The sequence below is a fragment of the Rhizobium sp. NPDC090279 genome, assembly GCF_044769665.1.
Taxonomy (GTDB): Bacteria; Pseudomonadota; Alphaproteobacteria; order Rhizobiales; family Rhizobiaceae; genus Rhizobium.
In genome coordinates this window covers 433,655-452,035 of the sequence record NZ_JBIVYI010000006.1, presented here as the reverse complement: position 1 = coordinate 452,035, position 18,381 = coordinate 433,655, and the positions used below count along the sequence as shown (strand labels likewise).

At 61.4% G+C, this 18,381-nt stretch carries 15 protein-coding genes; 5 read left to right on the top strand and 10 right to left on the bottom strand.

Features of this window, described 5'->3' with window-relative positions; translation table 11 throughout:
* Positions 1-12: 12 nt before the first annotated feature.
* The 10 genes from gabD to ACIQWP_RS17775 form a co-directional block, all read right to left on the bottom strand.
* Positions 13-1,467 carry an NADP-dependent succinate-semialdehyde dehydrogenase gene (gene gabD, locus ACIQWP_RS17820; protein ID WP_402789713.1) on the bottom strand — a complete coding sequence of 485 codons (1,455 nt, stop codon included), beginning with the start codon at positions 1,465-1,467 and terminating at the stop codon, positions 13-15.
* Positions 1,468-1,535: 68 nt separating this feature from the next.
* Positions 1,536-2,516: a 3,4-dihydroxyphenylacetate 2,3-dioxygenase gene (hpaD, locus tag ACIQWP_RS17815; protein ID WP_402789711.1), complete on the bottom strand. Its 981-nt coding sequence runs from the start codon at positions 2,514-2,516 to the stop codon at positions 1,536-1,538.
* 40 nt (positions 2,517-2,556) lie between these two features.
* Positions 2,557-4,074 carry a 5-carboxymethyl-2-hydroxymuconate semialdehyde dehydrogenase gene (gene hpaE, locus ACIQWP_RS17810; protein ID WP_402789708.1) on the bottom strand — a complete coding sequence of 506 codons (1,518 nt, stop codon included), beginning with the start codon at positions 4,072-4,074 and terminating at the stop codon, positions 2,557-2,559.
* Between the two features lie 43 nt (positions 4,075-4,117).
* Positions 4,118-4,504: a 5-carboxymethyl-2-hydroxymuconate Delta-isomerase gene (locus ACIQWP_RS17805; RefSeq protein ID WP_402789706.1), complete on the bottom strand. Its 387-nt coding sequence runs from the start codon at positions 4,502-4,504 to the stop codon at positions 4,118-4,120.
* Positions 4,505-4,558: 54 nt separating this feature from the next.
* Positions 4,559-5,578 carry a homoserine kinase gene (locus tag ACIQWP_RS17800; RefSeq protein WP_402789703.1) on the bottom strand — a complete coding sequence of 340 codons (1,020 nt, stop codon included), beginning with the start codon at positions 5,576-5,578 and terminating at the stop codon, positions 4,559-4,561.
* Positions 5,579-5,584: 6 nt separating this feature from the next.
* Positions 5,585-6,868, bottom strand: coding sequence for an aspartate aminotransferase family protein (locus ACIQWP_RS17795; protein WP_402789701.1), 1,284 nt, complete (start codon positions 6,866-6,868; stop codon positions 5,585-5,587).
* A 2-nt stretch (positions 6,869-6,870) separates the two neighbouring features.
* A complete protein-coding gene (locus ACIQWP_RS17790) occupies positions 6,871-8,226 on the bottom strand; it encodes an aspartate aminotransferase family protein (protein ID WP_402789698.1) in 1,356 nt (451 codons plus the stop codon).
* A 17-nt stretch (positions 8,227-8,243) separates the two neighbouring features.
* On the bottom strand, positions 8,244-8,894 hold the full coding sequence (locus ACIQWP_RS17785; RefSeq protein ID WP_402789695.1) for an HAD-IA family hydrolase: 651 nt from the start codon (positions 8,892-8,894) through the stop codon (positions 8,244-8,246).
* Entirely contained in the window at positions 8,891-10,144 is a 1,254-nt protein-coding gene (locus ACIQWP_RS17780) for a Tm-1-like ATP-binding domain-containing protein (RefSeq protein WP_402789693.1), read from the bottom strand. The genes ACIQWP_RS17785 and ACIQWP_RS17780 overlap by 4 nt, the downstream gene beginning before the upstream one ends.
* Positions 10,144-10,929, bottom strand: a complete 786-nt coding sequence (locus ACIQWP_RS17775; protein WP_402789691.1) for an IclR family transcriptional regulator — start codon at positions 10,927-10,929, stop codon at positions 10,144-10,146. Before ACIQWP_RS17775 ends, ACIQWP_RS17780 begins: the two co-directional genes overlap by 1 nt.
* Positions 10,930-11,245: 316 nt before the next feature.
* On the opposite strand from ACIQWP_RS17775, the gene ACIQWP_RS17770 reads away from it, so the two are divergent.
* The 5 genes from ACIQWP_RS17770 to ACIQWP_RS17750 all read left to right on the top strand — a co-directional run bounded on the left by ACIQWP_RS17770 (position 11,246) and on the right by ACIQWP_RS17750 (position 18,310).
* A complete protein-coding gene (locus ACIQWP_RS17770; protein WP_402789688.1) occupies positions 11,246-12,700 on the top strand; it encodes an APC family permease in 1,455 nt (484 codons plus the stop codon).
* A 57-nt stretch (positions 12,701-12,757) separates the two neighbouring features.
* Positions 12,758-14,236, top strand: coding sequence for an aldehyde dehydrogenase (locus ACIQWP_RS17765; RefSeq protein WP_402789686.1), 1,479 nt, complete (start codon positions 12,758-12,760; stop codon positions 14,234-14,236).
* A 226-nt stretch (positions 14,237-14,462) separates the two neighbouring features.
* Complete coding sequence (locus ACIQWP_RS17760; protein WP_402789683.1) at positions 14,463-14,960, top strand: lysozyme inhibitor LprI family protein; 498 nt, start codon at positions 14,463-14,465, stop codon at positions 14,958-14,960.
* Between the two features lie 454 nt (positions 14,961-15,414).
* Positions 15,415-17,076 (top strand): amidohydrolase, encoded by a 1,662-nt coding sequence (locus ACIQWP_RS17755; protein WP_402789681.1) that lies wholly within the window; start codon positions 15,415-15,417, stop codon positions 17,074-17,076.
* A gap of 52 nt (positions 17,077-17,128) precedes the next feature.
* Positions 17,129-18,310, top strand: coding sequence for an ABC transporter substrate-binding protein (locus ACIQWP_RS17750; RefSeq protein WP_402789678.1), 1,182 nt, complete (start codon positions 17,129-17,131; stop codon positions 18,308-18,310).
* Positions 18,311-18,381: the final 71 nt, after the last annotated feature.

Here is an 18,381-nt window from a genome sequence, read left to right as displayed (position 1 = left end):
CTTCTCTTGATCTCAGGCGACGCCGCCGAGGCAGACATATTTGATTTCGGTGAATTCCTCGATGCCGTAGCGCGAACCCTCGCGGCCAAGGCCGGAGAGCTTGACGCCGCCGAAGGGTGCTTCGGCCGTCGAGATCAGGCCGGTATTGACCCCGACCATGCCGTATTCCAGCGCTTCCGCGACACGGAAGACGCGGGCGAGGTCCTTGGCATAGAAATAGGAGGCGAGGCCGAATTCGGTGTCGTTCGCCTGGGCGATGACGTCGGCCTCGTCCTTGAAGCGGAAGAGGGGAGCCACCGGCCCGAAGGTCTCTTCCTTCGCAACGGCCATGGCGGGTGTGACATCGGCAAGCACGGTTGCCTCATAGAAGCGTCCGCCGAGCTGATGGCGATGACCGCCGGCCACCACGCGGCCGCCCTTGGAAAGCGCATCGGAAACATGTTCCTCGACCTTGGCAAGGGCTGCTTCATCGATCAGTGGGCCGAGATTGATGCCCTCGTCGAAGCCGTTGCCTGTCTTCAGCGTGCCGACGGCTTTTGCGAGCTTCTCGGCAAAGGCGTCATAGACACCATCCTGCACGTAGAGACGGTTGGCGCAGACGCAAGTCTGGCCGTTGTTGCGGAACTTGGCGATCAACGCGCCTTCGACGGCGGCATCGAGATCAGCGTCGTCGAAGACGATGAAGGGTGCGTTGCCGCCGAGCTCGAGGCCGAGTTTCTTGATGGTCGGCGCGCTCTGCTTGTAGAGTTCGGCACCGACTTCGGTCGAGCCGGTGAAGGTCAGTTTGCGCACGACAGGGCTACCCGTCATTTCGGCGCCAATGGCGCGTGCCGAGCCTGTAATCACGCTGAACAGGCCCTTGGGCAGGCCGGCACGTTCGGCAAGGATGGCGATCGCGATCGCAGAAAACGGTGTCTGCGAGGCTGGCTTCAACACCATGGCGCAGCCGGCGGCAAAGGCCGGGCCAGCCTTGCGGGTGATCATCGCATTGGGGAAATTCCAGGGGGTGATTGCTGCCACGACGCCGATCGGCTGCTTCATGACCAGAATGCGCTTGTCCTTCTGGTGGCCGGGGATGATATCGCCATAGACGCGGCGGGCCTCTTCGGCAAACCATTCGACGAAGCTTGCGCCATAGGCGATTTCGCCCTTGGCCTCAGGCAACGGCTTGCCCTGTTCAGCCGTCAGGATGCGTCCGAGATCGTCCTGATTTGCCATCATCAGCTCAAACCAGCGCCTGAGGATGCCGGAGCGCTCCTTGGCGGTGCGGGCTGCCCATTCCTTCTGTGCGGCTTCCGCTGCGGCAATTGCCTTCTTTGTCTCGACTGCGCCCAGATTGGGAACGAGACCGATGATCTCGCCCGTCGCCGGATTGTCGACCTTGATCGCATTGGATGGATCGGCTTCAATCCACTCGCCGCCGACCAATGCCGCCTGCCGGAACAATGATGGGTCTTTCAAATTCATGACTGCCTCCTCGCGCTTTCGAACGTTGATGAGAGCGGACGTTCTTCACCCGCTCTCAAGGGTAACGCTTAGGGAGCGATAATCGGCTGTGCCTTCAGGTCAGGCTCCGCCACTTCCGCACCGGCAAACAGGCTACCATGTTCGAACCAGGACTTGGGAGCCGGTGCGCCCCAAAGTGTCTGGCGCTGCGGATCTTTCAGATCCCATTTGATCGGCTCCAGATCGGGATCGACGGTCTGGTAGTCCGAGCAATAGATCTCGATGCGGTGGCCGTCCGGATCGAGGATGTAGAGGAAGAAGGCGTTGGAGATGCCGTGGCGCCCCGGACCGCGCTCGATATTGGCGACCCAGCCAGTCGTCGCCATCAGATCGAGCAGGTCGATGATGTTGAGCGGCGTCGGCACCCAGAAGGCGGTGTGATGCAGGCGTGGGCCGCGGCCGTTGGTGAAGGCGATGTCGTGGACACCGCCCTTGCGATGCGTCCATGCGGCCCATAGACGGCCTGTTTCTTCGTCTGCCGTGTACTCGGTGACGCGGAAGCCGAGTTCGTTATAGAAGGCGACGCTCTCGTCGACATTGGTCGAGAAGCAATTGAAGTGGTCGATGCGCAGCGGCTTCACGCCCTTGTAGAGCGCGTATTTCTGGTGGATCGGGGGCAGGCGGTCCATCTTCGAATAGAATTCAAGCGGGATGCCATGCGGGTCGCGGGTGCGGAATGTCCGCGCCTGGTAGGGGCGCTCGATCCATTGGACCGGCAGGTCCTTGCTCTTGAAGAAATGCGCCGCCTTGTCGAGGTCCTCGTCGCTGAACACCTTGAAGCCGAGATCGCGGGCTTCGGCTTTGTCGGATTTCTTCAGCACGATGCAGTGGTGGCCGCGTTCCTCGAGCGCACGCAGGTAGATGGTATCAGCCGTCTCGTCCGTTACCTGCAGGCCAAGCGTGTCGACATAGAAGGCGCGCGACTTGGCAAGATCGGTGACGCCGAATTCGATGTGGCTGAGGCGCACGATGTTGAAGGGCGGGTAGAGATTGGGTTTCGGCAGGGGCATGGGTTCCTCCTCTTTATGCGTACTTGTTTGTATTGGCGGCTCAGCCGCCGAGTTTCTGGATGGCGTGCGGCTTGGTGGCGAATGCGACGTTCTTGGTTTCCATGTAGAAATCGAAGGACCAGTCGCCGCCATCGCGGCCGATGCCGGAATTCTTCACGCCACCGAACGGCGTCGGCAGGTGGCGGACGTTTTCCGAGTTCACCCAGATCATGCCGGCTTCGAGATGATCGGTGAAACGGAAGGCGCGGGTGACGTCGGAGGTCCAGAGGTAGCCGGTCAGGCCGTACTGCACATCATTGGCTAGCGCCAGCGCATCGGCCTCGTCCTTGAACGGGATGGCAGTCAACACCGGTCCGAAGATTTCCTCCTGGGCGATGCGCATCCGGTTGCTGGCGCCGGTAAACAGGGTCGGCGAGACATAGCAACCACCGCCCGGGCCGTTGACCTTTTCGCCGCCGGCCGCGAGGGTCGCGCCTTCCGATCTGCCGATCTGGATATATTCCAGCACCTTCTTCTCATGGACCGGATGCACGAGAGGGCCGACGACGGTTTCGGGGTCCAGCGGATGACCGACCTTGATACGCTTGGCCTTCTCGGCGACGATCGCGGTGAATTTGTCGTAGACGCTTTCCTCGACCAGCAGGCGCGAGGACGAGGTGCAGCGCTCGCCATTCAGAGAGTAGATCATGAAGACGGCCGCATCGGCTGCCCGCTCCAGATCGGCATCGGCAAAGACGATGACCGGGTTCTTGCCGCCAAGCTCGAAATGCACGCGCTTCAGCGTGTCGGCGCCCTGCTTCATGATCATCGAGCCGGTGCGGCTTTCGCCGACGAAGCCAATCGCCTTGATCAGGGGATGTTCCGTGAGAGCCTTGCCGGCATCCTCGCCGAAGCCGTTGACGAGGTTCCACACGCCCTTCGGCAGACCGGCCTCCTCGGCGATCTCCACCAGCAGGCGGGCGGTCAGGGGCGAGAATTCGGCCGGCTTGTGGACGATGGTGCAGCCTGCGGCAAGCGCCGGCGCGATCTTCCACGTCGACAGCATGAAGGGGGTATTCCACGGCGTGATGATCCCGACCGGGCCGATCGGCACGCGTGTCGTCATGTTCACCTGGCCTTCGGCACGGATCGTCTTGCCATCACGCGCTTCCGGCGCGCGGTCGGCGAAGAAACGGAAGTTTTCCGCGCCGCGCAGAGCGGCCTTGGCCATGAATTTCATGGATTGTCCGGTGTCCATGCATTCGACGAAAGCGATCTCTTCGGCGCGCGCAACGATTGCGTCGGCGATTTTGTGGAGGAGCTTCTTGCGCGCGTCGCCAGGCATCGCGGCCCATTCGGCGAAGGCGGCTTTTGCAGCGCGTGCGGCGCGGTCGATATCTGCAGCCTTGCCGCGGGCAACGGTTGCGAGCGGCTTCAGATCAACGGGGGAGATGGTCTCGAAGGTGGAACCATCGTCAGCGCGCACATCCTCGCCATTGATGCGGTTCAGTACGCCGCTATCTTTGAACCGGGCCAGATAGCCTTCGGCCTTTGCGATGTTTTCCTGCAGTTTGGACATCGTCTATTCCTTTGGTGTTACGTCGTCCCGCGAAGGGGAGGTGTCATTTGCCGCGCAGACGCGGATGAATGGCGTTCTTCTTCCAGCTGAGCTCCGCATTGATCTCGCGGATCTCCAGCGACAGGGCGAAATGCGGCGTCTCGAAGAGAGCGCCGAGGACGTCGATCGCCGCTGCAAAGATCGCTTCGCCGGTGCGCTTTTTCTCTTCGTCCGTGCGGCCCTTGCCGATGCGGAAATTCAGATCGATGAAGGCGTTTTCGGGGAGCTTGTCGGCGATTGCGTAGTGATCGGCGCGAAAGGCGCGGACACGCACGGCACCGACCTCGAAGAGACCGGTGTCCAGAACCGTCTTCAGCAGCCGCTCGCAAAGCGCGCCGATATCGGCGCGGCCCTCCAGATTGGCCGAATATTCGATGGCGAGATGTGGCATTGAGTCCTCCCGATCTCTTATTTACTTAACACGTTAACAATTATATGGAGGATGTCAAGCGGCCGTATTGAGCTTTCTTGCCATCTCCAGACTTTCGCTAACATAGCGCGACAGCCGCTCGGCGGCGTCCGGAATTTCCGGACGCTCGGCAAGCCATCCGATATAGGTGAGGTTTCTGAGCACCATGAAGAGCGGCAGGCTTGCCAGGGCAGCGTCGGATAGAGTTCGTCGGCTGCGATAACCTGATACCAGCGCTTTCTCGATTGCCGGATAGGCGGGTTCGCTGCGGTTCTTCAGCAGGGTCGTCGCGAGATCGAACAGGCGGAAGCCGTGCCCTGCATCGTCGAAATCGATGAAGGCAACATTGCCTTCGGTGCCCGTTAGAAAGATATTTTCCCGCACGAGATCGGCATGGATCAGCCCGTAGTCGAGGTTTTGACGGTCCACATTCGCGAGGGCGCGGCGCAGCTCGTGGCGCAATGCCGAGAGGGCGATGGTGCTCTCGGACGAAAGGCCGCGACAATCCCAGAAACGTCCCCAAAGCGGCTTTTCTCCGACGAGCCCATCGGCGTCCCAAGCCGGTCGGCGAAAGCGCTCCGGCGGTTCCCAGGCATCGGCAAGCGCGTGCATGGCGGCCATGTTTTGACCGATGCGGAAGAAGATTGCCTCCTGCATTTCAATTGATTGCGACAGAGGTGTACCACTTTGTCCGAGCGGAACGCCATCGATCCAGCTCACCACATCGGCATGTTGGTCAGGAAAATGCCTGTTGGCTGGCAGGCGGACGAGGCTTTGCCTGTTCATCGTAGGCACCGGGCTCGGTACATCGAGGCCGCCGAGCTTGAGGGCGGCCATAAAATGCAGTTCCGAGCGCAGGCTCGTCTCGTCATGGTAGCCGGGTCGATGCAGCCGGAGTGCGGCGAACTGGCCGTCCTCCAGCGTGATGCGGAAGACGGCATTTTCCCGATATTTCATCAGCACAGGCTCGTGCGCCCGCGCGGACCAATGGTCGAGCGCCTCCCGCACACGCTTCTGCAAGGCGTCGCGGATGTTTTGCGGCAACTGATCAGCCATATCGCCTCACAGGCCGGACAGGACGTCGTCGAAGATCGACAACATGAAGTCGGCATTTTCCCGAGTAAACGGCATGGGCGGGCGGATTTTCGTGGCGCATTGGTGAATGCCGATCTTGCCCATTAGCACGCCGCGTTCGCGCATTTCGTTGACGATGCGGGTCGCCTGCGCCGTGGCCGGCTCCTTCGTCTGCTTGCCGAGCACGAATTCCGTACCCATGAAGAGGCCGCTGCCGCGCACATCGCCGATGATCGAGTGCTTTTCGGCAAGCCGCTTGAAGGCATCGCGCGTATATTCGCCGACGTTGCGGGCATTCTCGATGAGGTTCTCATCCTCGATGACATCGAGGACCGCCATTGCTGCCGCACATGAGACCGGATTGCCGCCGAAGGTGTTGAAATAGCGGAAGGCCTTGCGGAAGGCATTGATCGTGTCGACATTGGCAATGACGCCGCCGACCGGGTGGCCGTTGGCCATCGGCTTTCCAAGCGTGACGATGTCGGGAACGATGCCGGCGTGCTGATGGCCCCACACATGCGTGCCCGTGCGGCCGAAACCGGGCTGAACCTCGTCGGTGATCACGAGGCCGCCGGCCTTGCGCACGGCAGCAACCGTCTTGTCGAGAAAGCCCGGCGGCAGATCCGGGAAGCCTTCATTGGCGAAGAATGGATCGATGATGATGGCCGAAAAGCCGTGCGGACTGTCCTGAAGCGAGGCGATCGCCTTCTCGACCTCTGCTGCGAAGGCTGTGGCAAAGGCGTCTCCGCCTTCGCCGCCGAGCGGACGATAGCTGTCGGGAGCCGGCACATGCCGGACATGGCCACCGAAGCCGCCGACCGGCGGCATGCGGGTCGATAGCTGCGACACGGCCGCCGTGTTGCCGTGATAGGTGTGGTTGGTGGCGATGACGCCGGTCTTGCCGGTCACAGCCTGCGCCATGCGCAGCGCTACGTCGTTCGCCTCGCTGCCGGTGCAGGTCAGGATCGCAGCATTGAGGCTCTTGTCGAAAGTCGCCGTCAGCCGCTCGACATAATCGAGAATGCCCTCGTGCAGGTAACGCGTGTGCGTGTTCAGCGTCGAGGCCTGCCGCGTGATCGCCTCGACCACGCGGGGATGGCAATGGCCGACATGCGGCACATTGTTATAGCAATCGAGGTATTTGCGACCGTCGGCGTCCCAGAGCCAGACGCCTTCGCCACGCACCAGGTGGACCGGGTCGTCATAGAAGAGCGACATGTTCCGGCCGAGAAGCCGGTCGCGGCGCGCGATAAGGGCTGCATTGTCGGACATCGTCAGGCTCCCGCAGCGGTAAGGCCGGCATCGAGCGCGGTCAGGATCGTCTGCACATCCCCGGCCGTCACGATCAGCGGCGGCGACATGATGACATTGGCGCCGGAGGTGCGGACCATCACGCCGGCATCGTAAGTCGCGTCATGGACTTTCTGGACGATGTCCTTGGCTGCCGCACTCTTCTTCGCCCGGTCGCTGACGAGTTCGAGGGCGCACATCAGCCCCTTGCCGCGCACGTCGCCCACCAGTTCATGCTTATTCTGCAGCTTCTTCAGGCCGACCAGGAGCTCTTCACCGCGGGCAGCGGCGTTGACCGCAACATCAAGACGCTTGGTCTCCTTCAATGTCGCAAGCGCTGCGGCGGCACCCACCGGGTGGCCGGAATAGGTGTAACCGTGGCCGATATTGCCGACCGCGTTCTTGTTGCTCTCGAAGGCCTCGGCGACCTTGTCCGAAATCATCACGGCGCCGAAGGGGAAATAGCCGTTGGTGATGGCCTTGGCGGTCGACATCATGTCCGGCTTGACGCCCCAGAGGCGAGATCCGGTCCAGGCGCCGGTACGGCCAAACGCCGTGATGACTTCGTCGGCGATCAAGAGGATGCCGTGGCGGTCGCAAATCTCGCGCATCAACGGCAGGAAGGTCTCGTGCGGGACGATGACGCCGCCGGCGCCGAGCACCGGCTCGACGATGAGGGCTGCGATGGTATCGGCGCCCTGGAAGGCGATTTCATCCTCGAAGAGCCTGCCGATGGCAGCTGCAATCTCGGCGCCATCGGTGGTGTTGAACGGGTTGCGGTAGGTGAAGGGGGCCGGCAGATGGATGACGCCGGGGAGCAGGGGTTCATAATTGCGGCGGAAATTCTGGTTGCCGTTCACCGACGCGCCGCCGAAATGTGTGCCGTGGTAGCCTTTCTTCAACGCGACGAACTTGGTGCGCTCCGGCTGGCCGTTGACCTTGTGGTACTGGCGTGCCAGCCGCAGGCATGTCTCGACCGAATCCGAGCCGCCCGAGGTGAAGAAGGAACGGCTGAGGCCATCCGGCTTGAACCATTCGGCAAGTTCGTAGGAGAGTTCGATCAGCGGCGAGTTCGTCGTGCCGCGGAAGGTCGAATAATAGGGCAGATCGTCGAGCTGGTCGCGGATCGCCTTCTTCACCGGCTCGCAGGAATAGCCGAGATTGACGTTCCAGAGGCCGCCGACCGCATCGAGCACCTTCTTGCCCTGGATATCGACGATCTCGACGCCTTCGCCCGAATTGATGATGCGCGGCGGATGCGCCTGCATCTCGGCCGGATGTGCCATCGGGTGCCACAGGTGGCGGGCGTTGTTTTCGATGATGAAATTGGTCTCACGCATATCAGATTCCTCTTGGTTCAGAGCCCCAGCATCGCAAGTGCGCGGGCATAGCTTTCGGCAGGACGGGTCACGTCGAAATGCACGTGAGGCAGGCTCACGGCTTCGGCACCCTCGATGTTCTTCTTCTGGTCGTCGACGAAGACACAGGCTTCGCGCGGCAAATTGAGCTCGGCAAGAACGAGCTCGTAGGCGCGCGGATCGGGTTTTAGGATCTTCGTGTAGGTGGCATCGACGATGACGTCGAAAAGCTCGATCAGCGGAAAACGCTGGCGGAACTCAACGCCGTAGAAAAGGTCGAGTTCGTTGGAGAGGATCGCCAGCTTGAGGCCGGCTTCTTTCGCACGCAGGATAGCGTCGCGGGCTTCCGGACGCAGCACCAGCTCCGGCTCGGCGCCGCGCGCCCGGCGGACGAAGGTCTGCATGTCAGTCCAGTTTTCGCCAACCAGCTTGCCGACTTCGCTGGTGCGCGTCATCCAATAGTCGCGTTCGGTGATCTCGCGGTTCTGCATCGCGACCCAGAGCGGGTCCGTCGTCGTGTCGAACGGCCCGAGCCAGGTCAGCGATCCCCCGGGAAGGCCGAGCGTGCGTTCGGTGATGTCATGCGTCTCGAAGAGGGTGCGCGTGACGACACCGCCGAAGTCGAGGATAAGCGCGCGGTCCTGCGTCATGGCCGTCCCTCCGGAATGACGCCCTCGGCCACCCATTGATCGAAGATGGCGAGTGCCGCCGCCGAGAAGGCCGGAGCGTTAATGTGGGCATCGACTTCCTGCAGGGTGACGGAAGGCGGAACAGCGCGGCGCATCTCGTCGATGAAGGCGTTGAGGCCTTCCGGATCATGCAACGGCTCTTCAGGCTTGTCCCATTCCTGCAAGCCCTCGGTCGGCAGGAGGAAGGCGACCTTCGCATGGGCGCGCTTCAGTTTTTCCCCGATCAGTCGTGCGACTTCGCGCCGGCCTTCCGGTGATGTCGTGACCGATCCGATCAGCCGGTTGTGGGCGTGATAGGGCCGGTCGGCAAAGATCTCCGGCAAGGCTTGCCACGCCTGCAGATCGACCATGTCGACGGCGCCGGGGGCAACGATCTGCGGAATGCCGGCGCGTCCTGCATTCTCGAGCCGGTCCGGCCCGGAGGTGACGACGCTGCTGTAGTGATGATTGCTGACTTCCTGGATGCAGAAGTCGAAGACGGCGGCAAAGTCGCCTTTGGCGGCAATCGCTTCATAGGCGCGGCCGCCCATGCCGGTCGAATGGAATACGGCGACGTCATAGCCTCGCTTTTCCAGCTCGGGCCGCAGATACTTCATATATTTCAGGCAGGACGAGCCGAGAGAGGTCATGCCGACGAGCGGCCGCCCACGGTCGGGCTTGGTGCCGTGTTTCGCTGCGCCGACGACCGCGCCGCAGGCCTGCGAGAGAACCGAACTGCAGATGCTGTTGAGGCCGTAGAGACCACCGGCCCACAGGATCATCATCAGGTCGGGGGCTATGCGTTCGGGCGGAATGAGATGGGAATAGGCGATGGTCGAAACCACGAATTTTGGGACGCCGAGCGGCAGAACGGCAGCGACATCAAGCGCCAGGTCCGTGCCCATGGAACCGCCGAGGACGATGATGCCATCGACCAGCCCGTCGTCGTAGAGGTGCCGAGTCAGTGCCGCCGCGCCCTTTGCCATGGCTGCCATGGCGCTGTTTTCATCGCCGCTTTCGGCAATCGCCGCGATCGTGGTTGCGGCGGCCTTGGCAATGTCATGCTTGGAATAATCGGGGCTATAGGGTGGATCGCCGAGAATGCTGACATCCATCATAACGGGCTGGCCGCCGGCATCATTGATGACGGACGCCATGAATTGCAGTTCGTCGCATTTGGTGTCACCGGTTCCGATGACGAGTATCCTTGGCAGGGGAGCCGCGGGGCTCATCAATCTGTCCTCCTGATTTTTGCAATGGTTCCCATGGGTCTTTCCGACCCGTAATATTTTTCTGAGATCGCGCTGGCCGTGGCGGCTGCCTGTGCGCCGAATTCGTCGATGGCTGCCTTTGTGGTGCGCGAGAGGGGTGCGGCAATGGCAACGCAGCCGATGGGGTGGCCGCTCGGTGCGCGCACCGGCGCGGCCGTGCTGATGACACCGGCTTCGAGGCCCTGGTGGCTGATGGAAAAGCCGCGTGCTGCGGTCTCATCGAGCATGGCGCGTACCAGCTGCGGATCGATGACGGTGTGGTCGGTAAATTTCTCAAGCGGTTTTTTAAGAGCCGCATCGATTTCCGCCCGCGAGCAGAAGGCAAGGTATGCAACGCCGGACGCCGTGGCGTGGAAGGGAAGGAGGCTGCCGACATCGACGATGATGCGGTGCGCTCGGGGTGAGTCTTCAACGTGGATGGTCGAAAGCTGCCCGCCCGAAAATTCCGAAAGATGCACCGTCTCCGTCGATGATTCGGCGAGCGTCTTGATGAAGGGGATGGCAACTCGCAGGAAGGGAAAGCGCGCTTCCCGGATGCGGGCGAGGCGAACCGGTGCCGAGCCGATGCGGTAGCGGCGCGTGTCCTGATCCTGCTCGACGAAGCCGTGCTTTTCCAGCTCCACCAGAAAGCGTCGTGCCGTCGCCTTATCCAGGTCGCACAGGCGGGCGATGTCGGTCAGACCCGCCTCCTTGTCCAGCCGTGACAGGGTGTCCAGCAATGCCAGCGCCTTTCCGATCGTGCTCATCGTTCCTCCTCTTGGGTTGGTCAGCGTTCGATTTGTGCGTTCAGCCGGGGCTTGCCGTCAAATCAGCTTGCTGAGCCTGCGCCGCGGCACGATAGCAGCGACCCAAGATACTTAACATGCGAAATAACTTGACAGAGGCCGGCAATGTTTGCAAGTCTATATTTGAAGCTAAGGTTCAAATAATGAACCATAAGCGCTGACGGCGGCAAAATCAACAAAAGCATAAGCCCCGCTCGTCAGTCCGGTTTTGGTGGAGGTCGCACGCGTGCAATCGCGGCGACGATCGGATGTACTTAAACAAGGGGAACGAACGCAGATGAACACACAAAATTCGCAAGGCACGGCTGAGAACCAGCTACGCAAAAACAGTCTCGGCGTCGGTGCCGTGACCTTCCTCGTGGTTTCGGCCGCAGCGCCGCTCACTGCCGTCGCCGGTGGCGTGCCGCTGTCCATGATGCTCGGCAACGGGCCGGGCATACCGCTCACCTTCCTATTGGTGACGGGTATTCTATTGCTGTTTGCGGTCGGCTATGTCGCCATGGCCCGCCATATAAGAAATGCCGGCGCCTTCTACGCCTATACCGCCCAGGGCCTTGGCGGCCTGATGGGCGGTGCCGCCGCGCTGATCGCCATTCTCGCCTATAACGCCATGCAGGTGGGCGTCCTCGGGCTCTTCGGCGCGGCGACCAAGGGCTTTTTTGCCGAGCAGCTCGGCCTTGACCTTCCCTGGTGGGTCTGGAGCTTTGTCGGCATCGCCTTTGTTGCCGTTTTCGGCTACCGTCGCGTCGATCTATCGGCGAAGGTGCTGACGGTGCTCGTCATTCTCGAATATCTCGTCGTGCTCGTCATCGACGCCGCGATCTTCGTCAAGGGCGGCGACAGCGGCCTGACCGCCGTGCCTTTCACGCCGACAGCCTTCTGGAGTGGAACGCCGGCCATCGGTCTTTTGTTCTGCTTTGCCGCCTTCATCGGTTTCGAAGCAACGACCATTTACAGCGAAGAGGCTCGTGAGCCGGAAAAGACCGTGCCGCGCGCGACCTATATCTCCGTCCTCATCATCGGCCTTTTCTATATGCTGACCTCGTGGCTGATGGTGACCGGCGCCGGCGCCGACAAGCTCGTTCCGACGCTGCAGGGCCTTGCTGACCCCACGACCTTCCTCTTCGGCCTTGCCGAGCGCTATGTCGGCCACTGGATTACCGTCGTGATGAGCGTTCTCTTCATCACCAGCCTGTTTGCCGGCATCCTTGCCTTCCACAACGGCGTCGCGCGCTACATGTATGTCGCCGGTCGCGAGGGCCTGCTGCCGAAGTCGGTCGGCGTCACGCACCCGATCTTCCAGAGCCCGCATGTCGGCTCGATTATCCAGACCGTTATCGCCGTGCTCGTCGTCACGCTCTTTGCGGTGACGGGTCAGGACCCGGTGCTGGCGCTGTTCTCCTGGCTCACCAATGTCGCGACGCTGGCAATCATCCTGCTGATGGCCTTCACCGCTTTCTCGATCGTGGTTTTCTTCAGCCGCAATCCGGGGCTTGAACGCAATGTTCTGGCGGTCAAGATATTGCCTGTTGTCACGGGTCTGATCCTTCTGGCGCTCGTCTACTATATCTCGGCGAATTTCGGCGCGATTGCCGGTGCCAATGGCGTGCTCGCCGTGGTCCTGCCGGGCCTGGTGCTGATCGCCGGTATCATCGGCTTTATCGCTGCGGCTCGCCTGAAGTCGTCGGATGCGGCAGGCTATGCCCGCCTCGGTGCCGGCCAGGAAGCCTGAACCAGTTCCAATCGCGGTGGCGGGGAGGACCCGCCACCCTCTTTGTGAGAAAATGAGATGCAGGACAAGATCGACCAGCTCCGGACATTATCCGTTTCGCCGCAGGCATTGTTCATTGGCGGCGCATGGCGCCAGCCGGTCAGCGGTGCTGCGATGGACGTCATTTCGCCGATCGATGGAACGAAGTTGACCACGATCGCCGATGCCGGCACTGAAGATGTCGATCTCGCCGTCAAGGCCGCTCGCCATGCTTTCGAAAAGGGCAGCTGGTCGAAGGCTGCACCGGCGGAACGTAAGAAGGTGCTGCTGAAAATTGCCGAGCTGATCGAGAAGAGCGCGCTTGAGCTGGCCGTGCTTGGCGTGCGCGACAATGGCACGGAAATCTCGATGGCGCTGAAGGCCGAGCCCGGCAGCGCCGGAGGCACATTCCGCTATTACGCCGAGGCGATCGACAAGGTCTATGGCGAGATTGCGCCGACGGCTGAGAACATCCTCGGCCTTGTCCACCGGGAGGCCATCGGTGTCGTCGCCGCCATCGTGCCCTGGAATTTCCCGATGATGATCGGCGCCTGGAAGATCGCGCCAGCGCTTGCTGCCGGCAATTCCGTCGTGCTGAAGCCCGCCGAGGGTGCGTCGCTGACGCTGCTCAAGCTTGCCGAAATCTGTGCTGAAGCCGGCTTGCCCGAAGGCGTGTTCAACGTCGTCACCGGCCGCGGCGCAGTCTGCGGCGAGGCGCTGGGGCTGCACATGGATATCGATGTGCTCGCCTTCACCGGCTCCGGCCCCATCGGCCGGCGACTTCTGGAATATTCGGCGCGCTCGAACCTGAAGCGCGTCTATCTGGAACTTGGCGGCAAGTCTCCCAACATCGTCTTTGCCGATGCGCCCGATCTCGATCAGGCGGCCAAGGTCTCCGCCTATGGCATTTTCCGCAATTCCGGGCAGGTCTGCGTCGCCGGCTCACGGCTGCTGGTCGAAAAGTCGATCCACGCGGCCTTCGCAGAGAAGGTCGCACGCATCGCCGACACCATGAAGATCGGCGACCCGCTGCAACTGGCGACGGAAGCTGGGGCTATTTCCAGCGAGATCCAGCTGAAGAAGGACCTCGGCTATGTCTCGCAGGCGGTGTCGGAAGGTGCGTCGCTGCGCACCGGTGGTTCGCGCATTCTCGAGGAAACGGGTGGTTACTATATGCGGCCCGCCGTCTTCGACGTAACACCCTCGATGACTCTGGCGCGCGAAGAGGTTTTCGGTCCGATCCTCTCGATCATTCCCTTCGAGACGGAAGCCGAAGCCCTGCAGATCGCCAATGCCACAGAATATGGCCTTGCCTCGGCCGTCTGGACATCGAACCTGTCGCGTGCCCACCGGATGGTGCGGGGCATTCGCGCGGGCGTGGTGCATGTCAACACCTATGGCGGCGCCGATAACAGCGTCCCGCTCGGCGGCGTCAGGCAATCCGGCAACGGACATGACAAGTCGCTGCACGCGCTCGACAAGTATGTCGACCTGAAGACGGCGTGGATACAGCTCTGACGTTGGCTTCGTCCTCCTGATCACCGGGTTCGCCATGGGCGAACTGGGTCTCATCTCGACGGGATATCCCCTGCATTTGATGGGCCTTATCTGTTCAAGGCCCGCTGAGTGTGTTCGTTTTCCTCTCGTCGTGATCCAGCCGGTTTGTCTAAAAAGCGGGCCAATGTTCGGTGTCGATTGACATGCCGGCGCTTATAGGGACATTCAGCGATAAAGACCGAATTGGGTGCTCGGATTTGCTCCCGACAGGGATTCTCTATTTCTTCTATTAGCCCGGCGCGGTTCAGATATGAGAAGTCGACGCGGTCGCATCGCCATCCTCTTGCTGTTGCAATGTCTTGCGCTTCCCGCATTCGCGGCATCCGCGCCAGATCCCACGCAGCTGACCTTGAATGCATGCCTGAACGATCCGGAGCACGGATCGACCGGAGGCCAGGATGAATGCGAGGCTGCAGCGTTGTCATCCTATGACAAACGAATGAATGTGGCCTATTCCAAACTGATCAAGTCGTTGCCGCCCCAGGCCGCGCAAGACCTGAAGGCTGCTCAAAGAGCCTGGATAGACTATCGCGATTTGGAGGCCCGGGCGCGGGGCGAGTTGTTCGAAACCCGGCAGGGGACCATGTACGCGCCCATGCAGGCGGACGCCGAGACCGATTTAACCCGGGACCGGACATTGCTTCTGGAAAGCTATCTTCGCGTCCTCGAGATCGATGGGCCGTAAGAGAGATCAGAAGCAAGGGATTTCGATCCGAGCCTGTGCCCTTCGTGGTCGCAATGACAAGTCCGGTTCGTGCTCGATGGCATGATTTTCGGCTTCATTTCATGTGCGGGTGGTTGTGGTGGCGAAGTGACATCGCCGTTGCTGAAGGCGATATGCCAATTTGAGGTCTGCGCACAGACCGGCGATTCCGCCATGCGTGGCGGGAACGAAAGCCCCAGATAACCGCACTTTCAGGCCGGGTGCGAAGCCATTGCGGATCTGTATTCAAACTTGCGCCTTCCGGCTCAGGTCAGCGCGGCACCATCAGCGACCGTTGACCCCAGGCACTCGCACGCCATTGCCGTCGCAATCAATGTAATTAACGTGTGAACTATATTGACAAACGTGCCGGTCTGCATCAACCTTAATATTTGAATAAATGGTTCAAATAATGAACCTAAGCGGGAACAGATCAATGACTGCTATGCTCGGCTTTGCCGACCTCATTTTCGTGAACGGACGAATCTATACTGTCGAAGTGGCCCAGCCATGGGCGGAAGCTCTTGCAATCAAGGACGGTCGCATCGTGGCTGTCGGGAGTTGGGCCGAGATCGAGGCACTGAAGGGCGCGGTGACGCAGGTCATCGATCTCGAGGGCAAAATGGCGATGCCTGGCTTCGTCGATGTCCACAATCACATCATGATGGGCGGGCAGGCCGACCTGTTCGAAACGCAGATCCCGGCCGGCGCCTCCGTCGATGCGATCTGCGCCCATGTCCGCGCCCAGGCAGAGATCGTGCCGCAGGGGCAATGGATCGTCGCCAATCAATGGGGCGCCGATATGATGACGGCGCTCAATAGCGAGGCCTCGCTCAGGAAGCTCGATGCGGCCGGCCTTGGCCATCCCGTCCTGCTGCGCGACGAGACCATGCACAATCGCTGGGTCAACAGCGAGGCGATGCGGCTTGCCGGCATTTCCGATAACCAGCCCGATCCGCCGCAGGGTTCCTTCGGCCGTGACCCCTCAACCGGCAGGCTCACGGGTCTGCTGATCGAATCCGCTGCCGGTATCGTTGAGCGCACAGCGGCCGAGGCCTTTACCGAGGAGATGGGCGAGGCCGCCGTGGCGCGCGCCATCGAAATCGTCAATTCCTACGGCGTGACCGCCTTCCAGGACGCTGCTTCGGTTCTGCCGATCATGAAGGCGCTGAAGCATCTTGATACCAAGGGCAAGCTGACCGCCTGGGCCGTGACCTCGCTCCCGTTGATCGAGCCGAGCTTCATGTTCGGTCTTTCGGGCGATGCGCTGCTGGCTTTGCGCGATGAATATCGCAGCGCGCATGTGAGGCCGAATTTCACGAAGATCTTTCTGGATGGCGTCCCCGGCGCGCGCACGGCGGCGTTCCATGATGCCTATATTGCCGACGCTGCCCATCCGGAAGGTTATCGCGGCGAAGTGTTGGTGAGTTATCCGGATCTCGTTCGCCACATCGACAAGTCCGAAAAGCTCGGCATGGGATTGAAGATCCATTGCACCGGCGATTACGCCGTCACCGAAATGCTGGATGCGGTCGAGGCCGTCAGGCACTTCAACGGCCCTACTGATGTCAAACATCACATCGCCCATGCGAGCTATATCCGGGATGAGGATGTCGCCCGCTTCGGCCCGCTCGGCGTGGTCGCCGATCTCTGCCCGATGATCTGGTATCCGACAACCTTCCTGGAAGGGCACAAGGAGGCTATGGGCGAAGAACGCGCCACGCGCTTCTGGCCGATCGCGAGCCTGAAGGCCACCGGAGCGCTGCTTGCCGGCGGTTCCGACTGGCCGGTCATCCCGATCCCCGATCCGTGGAATGGCATCGAAGGCATGGTGACACGCCAGAATCCATCCGGCGCCTTCCCCGGCATCTCGCTCTGGGCCGAACAGGCGATCGACCTCGCTTCGGCGATCGAAATCTACACGCTCAATTCGGCCAAGGCGATGCGGATCGATGAGGAGACGGGTTCGCTTGCCGTCGGCAAGTCCGCCGACATCATCGTGCTCGATCAGAACGTCTTCGAGGTGCCGGCCGATCGGATCGCCGACACCAAGGTCTTGACCACCTATTTCGCCGGTCAGGCCGTCTACCAGCGTTAGCTGGCGCGGCGAAGAGGAAGCGCCGCATTTCATAAAAAGGGAAGGGAACAGCATGAAACTGAGATCCGCATTCATCGCTCTGGGTCTGGCCGCGGCCGGGCTGGCATTCACGGGATCATCCGCCTTTGCGGCCGGCCCGACCTGCAAGGGCGGGCCGATCAAGATCGGTGCCGTCTCGACCGTTACGGGCGTGGTGGACTTTTCCGACGCGCCGAAGGCCACCAAGGCTGTCTTCGAGCAGCTGAACGAAGCGGGCGGCATCAACGGCTGCAAGATCGAGTATTCCCTGGCCGACGACAAGGGCGATCCGCAGGTTGCGGCGCAGGCTGCGCGCGACCTGATCGACAACAAGGGCGTCGTGGCGCTCGCGGGCGGTGCAAGCCTGCTCGACTGCGCGGTCAACGCCGGTACTTATAACCGCAACGAGGTGCTTGCCGTTCAGGGCGTCGGTGTCGATCCGCTCTGCTTCAATGCGCCTAGCATCTCTCCCGTCAATGTCGGCCCCTTCACGCTGACGACGGTCATGCTCGATTATGCGACGAAGAACCTCGGGGCGAAGAAGGTCTGTGCCTTCTTCCTGATCCTCGGCGGCACGCAGGAGGCCTATGGTAATGCAGTTGCCGCCTGGCAGAAGATGAGCGGCAACGCTATCGGTCTGGTCGACATGACCCTGCCGCCACAGGGTGACTTGACGCCTTACGTCATCAAGGCGCGCGATGCCGGTTGCGACGCGGTACTCACCAATCAGGTCGAGCCGGGCGTCGTGCAGTGGGTGAAGACCGCAGATGCCCAGAAGATTTCGGGCATCAACTGGCTGTTCCTCGCTCCCGGCTATACCGAGGGTGTTGCCAAGGCGCTCGCAGACAGCAAACAGCCGATCTACGTCGGCACCGAGTGGGAACCCTACACAGAGAACAACGAGGCGAATGCCGACTGGATCAGGACCATGGACAAGGCGGGTCTCGCCAAGACCGCCTTCTCGCAGGGTGGTTATCTTGCTGCCAAGGTTATGATCGACACGATCTCCGGCATCGATGGCGACGTGACCCGCGATGCGGTGACCTCAGCGCTGAAGGAAGGCAAGGAGATGCGCTATTCGCTGGCCGGCAGCCCTTACGTCTTCGGTGATGCCCGGGCGCACTCGCCAATGAAGTCAACGAAGATCATGCAGCTCGTCGACGGCAAGTGGGCCGTCAAGACGCCGGATTGGTACACGCTGGCGAAGGCCAAGTAACGGCTTGCAGGCCCGGTCCTGTCTTCGAACGACAGGACCGGCATCGCCTGATGCGACGACGATCTGATCTG